Source organism: Candidatus Poriferisodalis sp. (assembly GCF_965208485.1).
In the GTDB taxonomy this organism is placed as follows: domain Bacteria; phylum Actinomycetota; class Acidimicrobiia; order Acidimicrobiales; family Poriferisodalaceae; genus Poriferisodalis.
Window position 1 is genome coordinate 700875 of the sequence record NZ_OZ242344.1, and the last position, 14179, is coordinate 715053.

The 14179-nt window shown below is 66.5% G+C and carries 10 protein-coding genes and 1 pseudogene; 2 read left to right on the top strand and 9 right to left on the bottom strand.

Features of this window, described 5'->3' with window-relative positions:
• Positions 1 to 27: 27 nt before the first annotated feature.
• The 3 genes from ACOGXQ_RS03335 to ACOGXQ_RS03345 form a co-directional block, all read right to left on the bottom strand.
• A complete protein-coding gene (locus tag ACOGXQ_RS03335; protein ID WP_419946040.1) occupies positions 28 to 1077 on the bottom strand; it encodes an amidohydrolase family protein in 1050 nt (349 codons plus the stop codon).
• Positions 1078 to 1368: 291 nt separating this feature from the next.
• Positions 1369 to 2676, bottom strand: coding sequence for a hypothetical protein (locus ACOGXQ_RS03340; RefSeq protein ID WP_419946041.1), 1308 nt, complete (start codon positions 2674 to 2676; stop codon positions 1369 to 1371).
• Between the two features lie 292 nt (positions 2677 to 2968).
• Positions 2969 to 3925 (bottom strand): LLM class flavin-dependent oxidoreductase, encoded by a 957-nt coding sequence (locus ACOGXQ_RS03345; protein ID WP_419946042.1) that lies wholly within the window; start codon positions 3923 to 3925, stop codon positions 2969 to 2971.
• 133 nt (positions 3926 to 4058) lie between these two features.
• Here ACOGXQ_RS03345 and ACOGXQ_RS03350 point away from each other — a divergent pair, with 133 nt between their 5' ends.
• The gene (locus tag ACOGXQ_RS03350) at positions 4059 to 5609 is read left to right on the top strand and encodes an AAA family ATPase (protein ID WP_419946043.1); all 1551 of its coding nucleotides are present in this window, start codon (positions 4059 to 4061) and stop codon (positions 5607 to 5609) included.
• 17 nt (positions 5610 to 5626) lie between these two features.
• On the opposite strand, the gene ACOGXQ_RS03355 is transcribed toward ACOGXQ_RS03350, so the two are convergent.
• A complete protein-coding gene (locus ACOGXQ_RS03355; RefSeq protein ID WP_419946044.1) occupies positions 5627 to 8278 on the bottom strand; it encodes a molybdopterin cofactor-binding domain-containing protein in 2652 nt (883 codons plus the stop codon).
• A gap of 195 nt (positions 8279 to 8473) precedes the next feature.
• Between ACOGXQ_RS03355 and ACOGXQ_RS03360 the strand changes: the two genes are divergently transcribed.
• A complete protein-coding gene (locus tag ACOGXQ_RS03360; RefSeq protein ID WP_419946045.1) occupies positions 8474 to 9646 on the top strand; it encodes an ATP-binding protein in 1173 nt (390 codons plus the stop codon).
• Here the strand turns inward: ACOGXQ_RS03360 and ACOGXQ_RS03365 are convergent.
• The 5 genes and pseudogenes from ACOGXQ_RS03365 to ACOGXQ_RS03385 form a co-directional block, all read right to left on the bottom strand.
• Positions 9639 to 10256 (bottom strand): hypothetical protein, encoded by a 618-nt coding sequence (locus ACOGXQ_RS03365; protein ID WP_419946046.1) that lies wholly within the window; start codon positions 10254 to 10256, stop codon positions 9639 to 9641. The genes ACOGXQ_RS03360 and ACOGXQ_RS03365 overlap by 8 nt on opposite strands.
• 10 nt (positions 10257 to 10266) lie before the next feature.
• Positions 10267 to 10830, bottom strand: coding sequence for a hypothetical protein (locus ACOGXQ_RS03370; RefSeq protein ID WP_419946047.1), 564 nt, complete (start codon positions 10828 to 10830; stop codon positions 10267 to 10269).
• Positions 10831 to 10879: 49 nt separating this feature from the next.
• Positions 10880 to 11806 carry an N-carbamoyl-D-amino-acid hydrolase gene (locus ACOGXQ_RS03375; protein WP_419946048.1) on the bottom strand — a complete coding sequence of 309 codons (927 nt, stop codon included), beginning with the start codon at positions 11804 to 11806 and terminating at the stop codon, positions 10880 to 10882.
• Positions 11803 to 13089 carry a Zn-dependent hydrolase gene (locus tag ACOGXQ_RS03380; protein WP_419946049.1) on the bottom strand — a complete coding sequence of 429 codons (1287 nt, stop codon included), beginning with the start codon at positions 13087 to 13089 and terminating at the stop codon, positions 11803 to 11805. The genes ACOGXQ_RS03375 and ACOGXQ_RS03380 overlap by 4 nt, the downstream gene beginning before the upstream one ends.
• Before the next feature lie 35 nt (positions 13090 to 13124).
• Positions 13125 to 13787: pseudogene (locus ACOGXQ_RS03385) on the bottom strand (IS982 family transposase); the annotation flags it as partial.
• Between the last annotated feature and the right edge of the window lie 392 nt (positions 13788 to 14179).

A 14179-nucleotide genomic window follows, 5' to 3' on the forward strand; every position in this document is an offset into this window, starting at 1 on the left:
GCGTCGACGCCGTCACGTTCGAACGGCTCAATCGAGCGTCTCCAAGGCTGCGAAGAGCCGCTGGGCCTGTTCGGCCGCCTTGGCACGCACTTCGTCGGGGTCGACGCGGGTGGCGATGCCGTTCGACAGCACCACCTCACCGTCGATCGTGATGTCGAGCGGGTGCACGCCGGGCGTGTAGGCGAGATGCCACGGGTCGGCGCGGGGATACGACCAGCGCACCGCGTCGTCGCGGGCTTCGGGCATCAGCTCCAACCCGGTCGCGAGCCATGCCCACGGCCCCTCAGGCGTGGCAGTCACGTCGTGCTCGCGCAGCCGGGCATAGGCCACCCGGAACTCGTCGAGCATGTCGGCGCCGATGCCGTCGGTGCCGAGCGCGATCGGATTCGCGCCGGCCAAGCGGTTCGGGTCGGCATAGCCGACCGCGTTGTTCATGTTGGACCGCGGGTTGTGCACGATCGTGCCTTCGAGCCCGTGGTCGTCCTGCAAGTGCACGGCGTGGATGAGCAGCCAACGCTCGTCGGTCAGGCCGGCCAGCCGATCGGCGGCGCCGGCGTCAGGCGGGCCTTCGGCCACGTGAATGTGTACGCCCACGTCGTGGCGGCAGGCGAGATCGGCGGCCTCAGCCAACGTGTCGTCAGAGCAGGTGAAGGCCGCATGAACCCCGATGTACCCGCGGCCGCCCGCAGCGAGATAGCGGTCGTTCTCCGCCAGTCCCCGCCTGGCCCCATCGGCGCCGTGACGGTCGGTGACGCCGTAACAGCAGCTGATCCGCACGCCGACCTCGGCGCAGGCCCCGGCGATCACATCCAGCGAGCCCTCGATGGCGTTCGGCGACTCGTGATGATCCACAATGGCAGTGCAGCCCGCCTCCAGCGCTTCGAGTGCACCCAGCTTCGCCGACCACTCCAGCATCTCGAGGTCAAGCGCCCGGTCGAGCCGCCACCACACCAACTCGAGAATCTCAGCGAAGCCGCCAGGCGTGCGCGGCGGGGCCGGCATGCCCCTCGCCAGCGCCGAATAGAGGTGGTGATGCGAGCACACCAGTCCCGGCGTCACCGCACCCCCCTCGCTCACGGCTGCGAGCGTAACCCTCGTACTGCAACCTGCTGAGCCGCGCTCGTCGGCAGCGCCGACCGGCACGGGGTCTGTCGAAATTCCTGAATATCCGGCGGCACGAAGGAATCCACCTCGAGGTAGCAGCCGTCCGCTAGCTCTGACAGCGTGCAGCGCGGGCCCGATTCAGGGACGCCCACGGTCGGAAGTTCAGTGCAGACCGAGCAGAACCAAACTACGACCCGGCAGCCCTGCCGGAACTGCGCGCCGAGGCTCGGAGCACGCGTTCCCATCAGCGTTCGCGATCCGCTGCTACGGCGCGCCATTCCGATCCGACGTCTCGATCTCCTCGAACGGGACCCATGCGGAGAACTTGAGCAAGCGCGGTGGAGAACCTGCATCGCCATTCTCCACGCACACAGGACCCGTTGTGTTCCAGCAGACGACAAGGCTGTCAATGGGAACCAACGTATAGGCCGCATGTGCTGGCGAAGGCAGCACGAGCGTCAGTGCGGCGATAGACGCGGCGAAGATCCCCGCGGCCGTTCGCACGACCCGTCGAGTGCATCGTTGCAGCGACTCATGCGCCCACAGAATGGGCAACGCCGACAGCACCATGATGTTGACGTGCCATCGGCGTACCGTCGGCACGGCCGTCGAGCCGCTGGGAGCGGCAATGTACGGCTGGGTGATGCCGTGGGATAGAGCCAAGTCCCAGAACAGCAGTGCGAAGATGACCATGAACGTGATGCGCGCCGGGCGCTGGTACTCGCCGACGACCTCAAGAAATCGGGTAGCTGAACGTTTCGGCTCGTCGGCATCTTCCTTGGGCAGGTCGCGAAAGACGGCCGTTTCGTCGAAGCCGATCATCGGGCGCTGCCGGCGCAAACGCCACAGCCTCAGTACCACCAGCACCGCGACGAGAGCCGACATTGCCCACATCACTGCTTCCCACAGGAAGAACATGGCTTTGGACTCCGCAAGCAGCGCTCCCGCCGCGAGCGGAAATGCCGCCGCGCCCGCCAGCAGCAATGCCCCCAAGTGCTGGGAGAGCCGCCGCATCTTGACGACACAGTGCCGCCGGGCCATCCATGCCAGCAGCACCATCGGGACAAACAATCCCAGGCTCACCACGAGCGACGCTGATGCGATCAACGTGCCCCCCGTGGTCATTCCCGTATGCACATACCCCTCGCAACCCCATCCGGACATACCGCACGGGCCGTACCCGGGCTGTATCAGCGCAGCTTCCTCACGGCTCAATTCATGCTTGTCAAGCCAGCGGCGGAACTGGGGGTCCATCGGGGAAGGCAACTCCTCGATCCGCGCAAACCGGTCATGGCGGTCGAACTCGCTTGCCAAGTGTCCTGCACCGGTGCGCGACATCAGGTGCCCGACAGCGCAATGAACACCCGAATCGTCAATGAACACCGGACGCCGGCCGCGAGTCGCGCAGTTTCGCGGGAACTCCCCAGCCTGCCAGTACTCGTGCAGATGGTCGAGCAATGCCAAGCGGGCCGACTGGTCCGGCCGCGTCGCGAGCCTCAGGCGGAACTCGTAATGGGCCAAGTGGGCCTGAATGCTGACACGCTCCCGGAGCAGTCCTACGGCACCGGACACTGGGCGAGCAGTATCACTGCACTTTCTGCGAATCCAGCTCATTGCGCCAGTCGCTCCAGACTTCACGGGCCTGCGGGGACCCCGATGGCAGACCCCGAGTGTCCGCGCACCTGCGAATCCACATTGCCACAGGTACGTCTCGTGGCGTTCCGTCGTGCGTCGGCTGCGCTGCCGGCATCCACTTCGTGGCCCGCATCAGATGGTTGTGTCGACTTCGGCCCCAGCCTCAGGCGGCACCGTCGGTACCGATACAGCGTCCGTTCCAGTTGCTGGCGGATGACGTGACGGCATGTCAATCCGGGGTCGTCTGGGCGCTGGGTCGCAGGTCAGCCAGCAGTTCGGTGACGCGGTCGAGCTGGGCGTCGACGTCCGGGGATGCGAGCCGGATGCAGATGTGCTCGCAGCCTGCGTCGATGTAGCTCTGCAGCCAGGCCGCGATGTCGTCGGCTGTGCCGGACTTGGTTCCCATGATGCGGCGCAGCACTTCGATCTCGACGCCGTAGTACAGCATGGCGTGCTCGGCCACTTCGGCTGCCGCGGTCTCGGGTTCGTCGATGTTGACGGTCAGGTAGGCCGCAGCCGTGATTGACGCCGGATCGCGGCCTGCCTCGGTCGCATGGCTGCGCACGGTCGCAAGCTGGTCGGCGAACGCGTCCACTGCCGGGGCGGTGGGGAACCAGCCGTCGAAGTGCTGACCGGCACGTTCGAGCCCGCGTGGCCCCGAGCCGCCCAGCCACAGGCGCGGCCCGCCCTCGCTGACGCACACCGGCTGCAGCCGCTGCTGGGCAAGTGTGCCTTCGGCTCGCCAGAGCTCGCGGGCTCGGTGGACGATCTCCATCATCCGGGCACCCCGACGGCCGTAATCGGCCCCGACAAGATCGAAGTCGGCGTTGACCTCTGCTCCGGGCGGTCCTGCCCCCACGCCCAGGATGAGACGGCCGCCGGACAGCGCGTCCACCGTGGCGGCCTGCTGCGCAAGCTGCTCGGCACTGCGCATCGAGGCCAGCAGCACCGCCGTGCCGAGATCGATGCGTTCGGTGGCAGCCGCAATGGCCGCCAGAACCGACAGCGGCTCGGCCCTCGGCTTGGCCAGCAGCGAGTCGCCGATCCACGCGGCGTCGAAGCCGAGGTCTTCGGCTCGCACCGCCCAGGCGACAAGCCGCCGGGGGTCGCCGTCATGGGGCGGGTACATCGCCATCTCACGCGAGGGCAGCAGCAGGCCGAAGGTGACGGTTCCGGGTGAGGTCATAGCGTGAACTGTGCCAGTTTGCGACCCGGCGCCGCGGATCCTTTGGGGCTGATGTTGCCGACAGGCCGGCAGTAACATCGACGCACAGGCGGGAACTGCCAGATTGCAGTGGGCTGAGCGAAGGACTGGTCGCGTGCTGGAACGACGACGGGAGGATCTCTGGCGCCAACTGCAGGGCAAGAAGCGCCAGATGCCGAACTTCCTGACGGCCATCGAACTCGACGGACTGCGGGGGCTTGACGACCTGCGAGTAACGTTCGACTACCCAGTCAGCGTCGTCGCCGGCGGCAATGCAACCGGCAAGACCACCGTCTTGTTTGCTGCGGCGTGCGCATATGACGTTCCTGGCGCGCCGAGCCGGTACTTCGTGCCGTCGGCGCTGTTTCCCAGCTACAGCCCTCAGGTCGGCGACAGATCGGACGACCTCGGCAACATCTCTCTCGCATTCAGTTACGTCACGTCTGACGGCGACTACCGGATGCAGTGGCGAAAGCTCAAGAGCTGGAGCCGCAGCTACTTCGGCAGAAAGGCAGCGTCGCAGCCGAGCAGGCGTGTCTATCTGCGAACGCTGAGCAACCTGAGCAACCCATCAGAGGTGCGCGGCGTGCTGAGCATGTCGCGTGCCGCGTCCGTACCCGAGGAGGCCCCGCTCACGGCCTCAGCGATACGTTTTTCCCATCAGGTTCTGCCATTCAGGTACGACGAGGTCGTCGACTTGTCGAGCGGCAAGAAGCACCTGCTGTTCGCATCACAACGAGGCGGACCGAGCTATTCCGAGCTGCAGATGGCCTCAGGAGAGCGCGCCGTCGTACGGCTGGCCCAGCAGATAGCGACGCTCGACGATGCCTTGGTGCTGATCGACGAAGTGGAGGCTGGCATGCACCCTTGGGTGCAGCAAGTGTTGATGCTGGAGCTGCAGCAGCTCGCGCTACGCAACAACCTTCAGGTCATCGTGACGTCGCACAGCCCCGTGGTGCTGGAATCGGTCCCCGACAACGGCAGGATCTTCTTGCAGCGGCGTGACGACGGTCGCGTCGAGGTACTGCCCGCGTACCGGGACATCATCCAGGACTCGCTCTACGGGAGATCGCAGGACTCGCTCAATGTGCTCTGCGAGGACGATGTGGCCGAAGGAATCCTGCTCGGTGTCATCGACTACCTCGTCCCGGAGCTTGGGCTGAGCCATCAGGCGATTCGCATCGGACGCGACACCGGCGCATCCCAGTTTCCCGAACACGCACGAGCCCTCCGGAAGTTCGGCCAGTTGGCAAATCTGATGTTTGTTCTCGACGGGGACGTGCGAGACACTGACGAAGAACGCAAGCTCCGCGATGCGGCAGTCGGGGCTGCGGGCATCTGCTTTCTGCCAAGCGACGGCGCCCCCGAAGCGTGGATCTGGCAGCAGCTTCGGCACGGACCACTCGACGAGGGTGAACTCGGCATCAGCATGGACAGCTTGCAGGCACTGATGGCGCAGTTCGACTCGCTGTACGACAACGCCTCCGACAGCGAGTCCAACATCGCGAAGTCAAAACTGAGCGGCCTCGCAGAGTCGCTGCAACGCAGTGCAGCGGAGGTTGGCAGGATCATTGCCCGCCAGCAGGCACCGGAGCCGTCCTCGCCGATTCGACCGCTCGTCGAAGAACTCACCGACGTGATCACCCGCTGGAGAGGTGCGCAGTAACCCGAGCGAGACTGTGCCTAGACCCAGGCGTCGGCTCGCTCGCGGTTGGAGGGATTGCGCATCGGCAGCTCGTTGTGCCAGACGCCCTCGTGCTCGCGCAGCGCAGCCGCCACCGCACCGGCGGTGGGCACCAGCCCGATCTCGCCGACGCCCTTGATGCCGTAAGGGGCGCCCGGCTGCGGCGACTCCACCAGGATCACGTCGACGTCGGGCATGTCCTTGGGCCGGATGATTGCGAGGCTGCGCAGCGTGGAGTTGAGCGGGCGCCCGTCGGCGTCGGCGGGGAAGCCCTCGCTGAGCGCGTAGCCCAGACCCATGTGCACGCTGCCCTCGATCTGGCCTTCACACAAGATCGGATTCACGGCCCGGCCCACATCGTGAGCGGCGATGACCCGCTCCACATCGCCAGTGTCGGAGTCGAGGATCACCACTTGGGCGGCGTAGCCGAACGTGGAGTGGATGACCGGGTGCTCGAGGCCTTCTGAGAGCGAGTTCGTCCAGTCCACCCGGTACTCGCCCTCGTAGTCCACCTCCGGCTGGCAGCCGTCGGCGAGCGCGGCGCGGCAGGCGTCTGCCACCGCGCCTGCGCCCATGAGCGTGCCCCGGCTGCCGGTGGTCTGGCCGGCACCGAGTTCGCGGGTGGAGTCCACGACCACCCGCACGGCCTCGGGATCCACGCCCAGTTCCTCCACGGCCACTTGCAGCGCCACCGTGTGCACCCCCTGGCCCATCTCGGTCCAGCAGTGGCGGACCTCCACCGTGCCGTCAGAGCAGAAGCGCACGATCGCCTTGGCGATCTCCTTGAAGCCGTTGCCGAGGCCCGAGTTCTTCAGCCCGAGCCCGATGCCGACGGGCTTGCCGGCAGCGCGGGCAGCCTCGTAGGGCTCGCGCACAGCATCGAGGCAGGCCTGGGCGCCGAGGCAGCCGTCATCCATGATCTGGCCCGGTCCCCACACTCCCCCGGGCACCACCACGTTGCGCCGGCGCATCTCGAAGCCGCTGATGCCCACCGCTTCGGCCAGCCGGTCCATCACGCCTTCCATGGCGAACTGGGCCTGATTGGCGCCGAAGCCTCGGAATGCGCCGCAGACCGGGTTGTTGGTGCGCACCGCCACCGACTCGACATCTACCGCCGGCACCAAGTACGGGCCGGTGGCGTGACCTGCGGACCGTTCCAGCACTTTCATGCCCACCGAGGCGTACGGACCCGAGTCGCCGAACATGCTCGCCCGCACGGCGGTGAGCTTGCCGTCGGCGTCACAGCCGACCTCGTAGGTCATGCGGATCGGGTGCCGCTTCGGGTGCATGAGCAGCGATTCCTCACGCGACAGCGTGATCCGCACCGGGCGACCGGTCAGCCATGCCGCAAGCGCCGCGTGGGCCTGGTTGGACATGTCCTCCTTGCCGCCGAATGCACCGCCGTTGGACACCAGCTCGGTGGTGATCACCGACGGGTCCAGTGCCAGCACCGCTGCAATGTCGTTGCGGTCGTCCCAGATGCCCTGCCCGCCGGTGTAGACGTGCAGCCCGGCCGGAAGCCCGTTGGCAGCCAATTCTCCGGCAATACGGGGCACGGCCAGGGTCGACTCGGGTTCGAGGTAGGCGTGCTCGATGCGCTGCGTCTGGAAGGTCTCGGTGACCACATGTGCAGAGCCGGCCAGCGCAGCGTCCACATCGCCGCGGGAGTAAGTGGAGCGGGACAGGATGTTGCCGTCGAGCTCCCACACAGCGTCGATGTCGCTGTCCTTCACCCGCACCGGGTCGGTCATGGGCGCAAGGACGTCGTAGGACACCTCGATCAGCTCGGCGGCCCGCCTCGCAGCGGGCCGGTTGTCGGCCACGACGATCGCCAGCACGTCGCCGAGGTACGACGTGCGCCCGCCGACCGGGATCATGACCGGCCAATCCTTGTGAATGAGCCCCACTCGCAGGACGCCGGGGATGTCGGCGGCAGTGAACACCGCCTGCACGCCGGGCACTGCCTCGGCTGCGCTCACTTCGATTGCCAGCACGTCGGCACGGGCGTGATCGGCGAAGCGCAGGGCGCCGTGCAGCATGCCGTACGGGGCTGTCACACCGCTGATCGACGAGTCGATCACGATGTCGTCGATGTAAGGGCGGCTGCCCAGCGTGAGCTCGCGGGCCTCGTAGCGCACACCCGAACTGCCCACGCCCTTCGGGGGGAGCGCCACGGGCACCTCGCCCGCCGCCAGCGATTCGACCGCATCGAGGATCTTGGTGTAGCCGGTGCAGCGACACAGGTGACCGCCCAGATGCCGGCTGGCTTCCTCCCGGGTGAGCGCCGAACCCTTGCGGTCAAGCAGTGCTTTCAGGCGTACCACGATGCCCGGAGTGCAGAACCCGCACTGCAAGGCGCCGAACGCCGCGAACGTGTTCGCCATGGCGTCGACCTCGGCCTCGTCGAAGCCCTCGACGGTGGTGATCTCGGTACCCGCCGAGCGCTCCAGGCTGGTCTGGCAGGCCACCCGGGCCTTGCCGTCTACGAGCACCGTGCAGCAGCCGCATTGGCCCGACGGGGCGCACCCGTCCTTGGGCGAGATGATCCCCAGCTCGTCTCGCAGCGCCGCCAGCAGGTGCTCGTGGTCGCTGGCGACGGTGACCGGCGAGCCGTTCAGCACGAACTCGGTCACCGAATTCGAAGCAGTCATTGGATACCTCGTCTCCGGGACCCGAGCATTCTCGTGGTCCCCTCCCCGCAGGCCATTGTCGCACCACCGCGAGGCCATTCACACCACTGCGAGTTGTCGACGCCACTGAGATGCGGCTGGCTCGAGCTGAACGTCATCTAGCCTGTATTTTGAAAATAGTACTTTGAGATAACGGGGCAACGCTACGCTGAGGCCGTGATCGAGCGTGAGGTAACGCCACTCCTGCTGCGACTGTTCAAGCAGTATCCGGTTGTCACCGTCACCGGCCCACGCCAATCCGGCAAGACGACGCTGTGCCGCGGCGTCTTCGCAGACTTGGCCTACGCGAATCTTGAGGACCCCGATGCCCGTGAGTTCGCCGAGACCGACCCACGGCGATTCTTGGCACAGTTCCCCAACGGCGCTGTGCTCGATGAGATTCAGCGCGTGCCGAAGCTGCTGTCCTATCTCCAAGTCATCGTCGACGACGACCGCCGCAACGGGTTGTTCGTGCTCACCGGCAGCGAGCAGTTCGGCCTGACATCGACGATCAGCCAATCACTGGCCGGACGCACGGCGCTGCTGCGTCTGCTGCCGTTCACGCTCGCCGAGCGCCGTCTCGCCGGGGCCTCTGGGTCAGTCGACGACATCTTGTACTCGGGGGGCTATCCCCGGATTCATGACCAAGGACTCGACCCCACTCAAGCGCTTGCCGACTATCTGGTGACCTATGTCGAACGCGACGCTCAGCGGATCGGCGGGATTCGCGACCTCGCCGCCTTTCGCCGGTTCGTGCGGTTGTGCGCGGGCCGTGTCGGCCAGCAGCTGAACTTGTCCAACCTCGGTGCCGATGCCGGAGTGTCGCAGCCCACAGCACGCCAGTGGCTAGGGGTTCTCGAGGCGAGCGACATCGTGTTCCGCCTGCCGCCGTACCACGCCAACATTCGCAAACGGCTGGTGAAGGCGCCGAAGCTCTACTTCGTGGACGTCGGCCTGGCCAGCTACCTGGTCGGCATCCGCGACAGCGAGCAGCTTGCTGCCCATCCGCTGCGCGGCCCGCTGTTCGAGAACGCCGCGATTGCCGAGGCGCTCAAGCACTCGCACAACCACACCCGCTACGCCGAGCTGTCGTTCTTCCGCACCGCTGACGGTCTCGAGTGCGACCTGCTCTATCCGACGCCCGCTGGTCTCGTCGCTGTCGAAGTCAAGTCGGGCGCCACGCTCGCGGGGGCTTGGTTCGCGGGACTGCGCCGCATCCAGCGCAGCATCCCCGGCGTCTCCTCGGCAGCCATCGTCTACGGCGGCGACCAGTCCCAAGAGCGCAGCGACGCCACGGCAACACCCCTCGCCGAGTTCGCCTCGCTCCTCCGCGATCTCGATGTCATGTAGAGCGACGGGACCGCGCAGACGGCTGACGCGCGCTGCGGCCCGGAGCGGCAGGCCGGCGCATCTGGGATCGAGCGCCAGAATTCGGAGGGTCGCTCTGGCCGAAGCGGTTCCACCCCCAGCACTCCACTTCACCGTCATCGCACAGAGCGCAGGTGTGGAACAGCCCCACTGAGACCTCGGCAAACTTGCCGGAAGGGACATTCGCAGCCGCTGGATCCCGCGCGTCTCCCCTACAACGAATCTCCCCCGTTGCCAGGACGCCACAGGCGTAGTTCCCACTCAACGAAACCTGATTGAACCGCTCTGCCGGCGGTGTCGGAACCTGCTCGCCCACGCACAGCAAGGTGCTGTCTTCGGTGAATGCGCACGCGTTGGCCGTGGAACTGACCATAACGCCGAGATAGCGGCCGTCGGGAAACTCCACAGAAGACGATGCTGTGTTTCGGCACGCAATCGACTGGTCGGGGTTGAGGCCGCACAGAGTGGCGCCGGCCATCGAGAAGCTCTGCGCGGTGCCGAAGTCGCGCATCGTCGGCCATTCCCAGCAACGGACCGAGTGGTCGGCCTCCAATCCGCAGATCTGGTGGCTCTTTGCCGCGATGGCGGCCAACTTGATGTCTTCAGGCCCGACCCCAGCTTCGTAACCAGGGCCCCCAGCACTCGGCGATTCCGTCGAGCCTGATCCCGCACACGTACGGCAAGTCCGCCCGGCACCGGCTGTCGTTCACCCGTGCAACGTCTATCTGGACGAACTCAGCATCCTCCCTGTTCAGCACGGCAGCTCCGTTGGTGCCCCATCCCGGCATTGCTTCGCGGCGCAGCTCGAGCCCCCACCTCGTCGTGCCGCTGGAAGTCTGAACGAAATCGCCCTGCTGGGACCACTCGTCATCTGCATCCCAGCATTCGGCGTCTCCCTCGCTGTTGATCCAGCACCCGCCCTCGCGGCCCAAGGACACCCTTTCGGGCCCGAGCTCGACTGTCGTCTGGACGACTGGCGTGCTGTTCTCGTCCCTCTCTTCGCCGGCGCCGCTGTCGGTACCTGCGACGTGATCATCGTTCGAGTCAGGCGCAGAACCATCACGCAACTGTTCGTCACCGGCGGGACTGCATGCGCCCAGCAGTGCGCAGCCCATCAGCACGGCGATGAATGCGTTCTTCTTCGGTCCCGACCGCCTGAACCGCACGCCGCGCCGATTGCGATCATCTGGCAAGTGTCGTATATGCCGACCGGGGCTACAGCGGTGGGATGACGCCCTTCTGCTGGCCGATCAACTGGTAGGTCTCAGGCCGGCGATAGCGGTCGAAGTTGAACAGGGTGTTCTTGTAGTGCGAGCACCAGTCGAGGTCGCATTGGGCCGTGATGAGCTCGTCTCCGTCGGTGACTGCTTGGGCCACAATTTGGCCGGACGGGGCTATCACCGCCGAGTGAGCGAGCGACTCCACGCCCTCTTCGGTGCCGCCCTTCGCGACACCGACCACCCAGGTGCCGTTCTGGTAGGCACCTGCCTGCATCACGAGGTGATTGTGAAACGCCTGCAGCGGATCCTGGGTCGGGTCGGGCGCATAGAACAGCGGCGTGTTGTAGCCGATGAAGATCATCTCGACGCCTTGGAGGCCCATCACCCGGTAGGTCTCGGGCCAGCGACGGTCGTTGCAGAGCGCGATGCCCATGACGCCGCCGAATGCCCGCCACACGCTGAAGCCTTCGGAGGACTCCTCGAAGTAGCGGCGCTCGAGGTGCTGGAAGGGACGCTGGGGTTCGTGCTCTTCGTGCCCGGGGATGTGCACCTTGCGGTACTTGGCAACGAGAGTGCCGTCGCGCTCAACGAGGATCGCTGTGTTGAAACGATGACCGTCCGGCGTGAGCTCGGCATATCCCAGGTGGAAGCCGATGCCGAGCCGCTTGGCCTCGTCGAACAGGGGCTGGGTCTCCGCCGAGGGCATCTCGGTCTCGAAGTACGCGAGCAGCTCGGGCGAGTCGTCGGGGAAGTACCAGCGAGGGAAGAACGTGGTCAGTGCGAGCTCGGGAAACACCACGAGATCGCAGCCCCGATCCGATGCCTGGTGGAGCAGAGAGATCAGCCGCTCGACGACTTTGTCGCGGGTCTCGTAGCGGGCGATGGGCCCGAGCTGCGCGGCCCCCACCGTGATCAGTCTCACGGTGTCGCCCCGTTGGAGGCGAGCTCGCCGTCGATCTCACCGTTGGCGAGACGCCAGACGACGTCGGCGAGCAGGTTCGCCCCCGCCTCGATGTCTTCGGGCGACGTGTACTCGGCCGGGTTGTGGCTGACGCCGTCGAAGCTGGGTACGAAGATCATCGCCGTCGGGCAGACCCTGGCCAGCATCTGCGCGTCGTGGCCCGCGCCTGACGGCATCCGGCGATGGGTCAGGCCCGCTTCCGCGGCGCAGCGCTCGACCAGATCGATGACTGCTGGATGGAACTCGACCGGCTCGAAGCGGGCGGTGCGCCGCATGGCGGCGTCGAGGTGCTCGCCCCCGGCGATGCGGCTGACGATCTCGTCGAGGCGAGCCTCGGCGTGCTGCAGCATCGGTTCGGAGGTGTTGCGAAGGTCCACCGTCATCACCGCCGAGCCGGCAATGACATTGACCAGATTGGGCACCAGCGAGATGGAGCCGACCGTGCCGACCTGCGAATCGCCGATGTTGTGCGCCAGCTCCCGCACCTCGCCGGCGATGCGGCAGGCGGCGAGCCCCGCGTCGCGGCGCAGCGGCATCGGCGTCGTGCCGGCATGGTTGGACTGGCCGCTCAGCGTGACCTCGGTCCACGAGATGCCCTGGACGCCTTCCACCACGCCGATCTGCGTCTCGTGGAACTCCAGCACCGGTCCCTGCTCGATGTGCAGCTCCATGTAGGCGTAGGGCACGGTTCCGGGCACCGGAGCGGGGCCGCGATAGCCGATGCGGTCCAGCTCGTCGCCCACGGCGATGCCGTCGCGGTCGGTGATCTCCAACGCTTCCTCAAGCGCCATGCCGCCCACGTAGGCCAAGCTGCCCAGCATGTCGGGAGCGAACCGGCTGCCTTCCTCGTCGGTGAAGTAGGCCACCGACAGGGGCCGAGCGGGTGTCTGGCCGCTCGCCAGCACCGACTCGATGACCTCCAAGCCGGCGAGCACGCCGAGGTTGCCGTCGTAGCGACCTCCCGTGGCGACCGTGTCGATGTGGCTGCCCATCATCACCGAGTCGGCGACCCGTCCGGGCTCTGTGCAGGCCACCACGTTCCCGAGCCCGTCGACGGTGATCTCCAGCCCGAGATCGGCCATCCACGTGCCGACCAAGTCACGGCCGGCGCGGTCCTCGTCGGTGAGCGCGAGGCGGCAGTTGCCGTGGGTTCCCTCGATGGCACCGATCTGCGCCAGCTCGTCGAGGCGCCCCATCAAGCGCTCACCGTCGATGCGCGGCGCCTCCCCTGCAGATCCGCTCATCGCCCCATTCTCTCATCGCCAGTCGCAGTGAGCGGCATTTGCCGGCGGGGAGAAGCGCCGGGGCGTCGGGGTTCGGATCGGGTGGCGGGCCGCAGCAGCGTGATCCCGGCGGTGTTGAGGCGCTGCTCGAACGCTGCGGAGCGGTAGCCCTTGTCGGCGATGAGGGTCTGGCCCGGGCGGGCGATCCCGGCTCGGTCGATCATCTCGGCGCAGACTTCGCGTTCGTCGGCTTTGGCGTCGGTGAGCGCGAACGCTACGGGCAGCCCTGAGGGCGTGGCGACCAGGTGCAGACGCAGTCCCCAAAAGAACCGCGAATGCGACGCGCACCAGCCGTATTGGGCCCATCCTGCGAGGTCCGAGCGCCGCTGGGTGTCCCGGGAGCGGCCGCACTCCACCGGCGTGGAGTCGGCCAGCCAGACGTCGTCGTGCCAGTCGGGGCACTCGCGGGCCAAGCACTCGATCACGCGGGCGATCATGTCGCCGCTGCGCCGCAGCCGCTTGTTGAAGCCGTCGCGGTTCGGCAGATACGGGAACCACGGTCCCAGATGCGCTTTCGCGTAACGAACGAACTGCGACTCGTTGTCGAACCCCAACAGCGCCGAGATCACCGCCAGGGTCACCAACTCCGCGTCTGACAGCTTCGGGGCGATGCCCACCGCCGGCCGCCGCGGCGCCCACCCAGGGTTCGCCGCCAACAGATGGCAAGCTCTATCGGTGGTTGCGAGTGAGTTGAGTGTAGATGTCGGCGGCTGATGTCCAGTTGTGGAGTCGGCGGGGCATCGTGTTGAGGTTGTCCTCGATGAGCGCCAGCCGCAGTGGGTTCAGGTCGAGCGGTGTGCCTCCGTTCGCAGTCCGGGATCACAACAGACCCCACACTGCCACGGAGGCTCAACCCATCACGGGAACCGAACTGTCAACAAGGTCCGTGGACATTACAGCTAACGACCGCTTGGCGGCTGACAAATCAACGTGACTTTAGGTACGTTCCCGTTGCCGTTCCCTACCAAACAATCCATTGCGGATCTTTTGTTGAGTGCATCTTTCCTGGGTCGTACATCGCTTCCTCGGTTGCTAGCTATCCTGGCGTGCG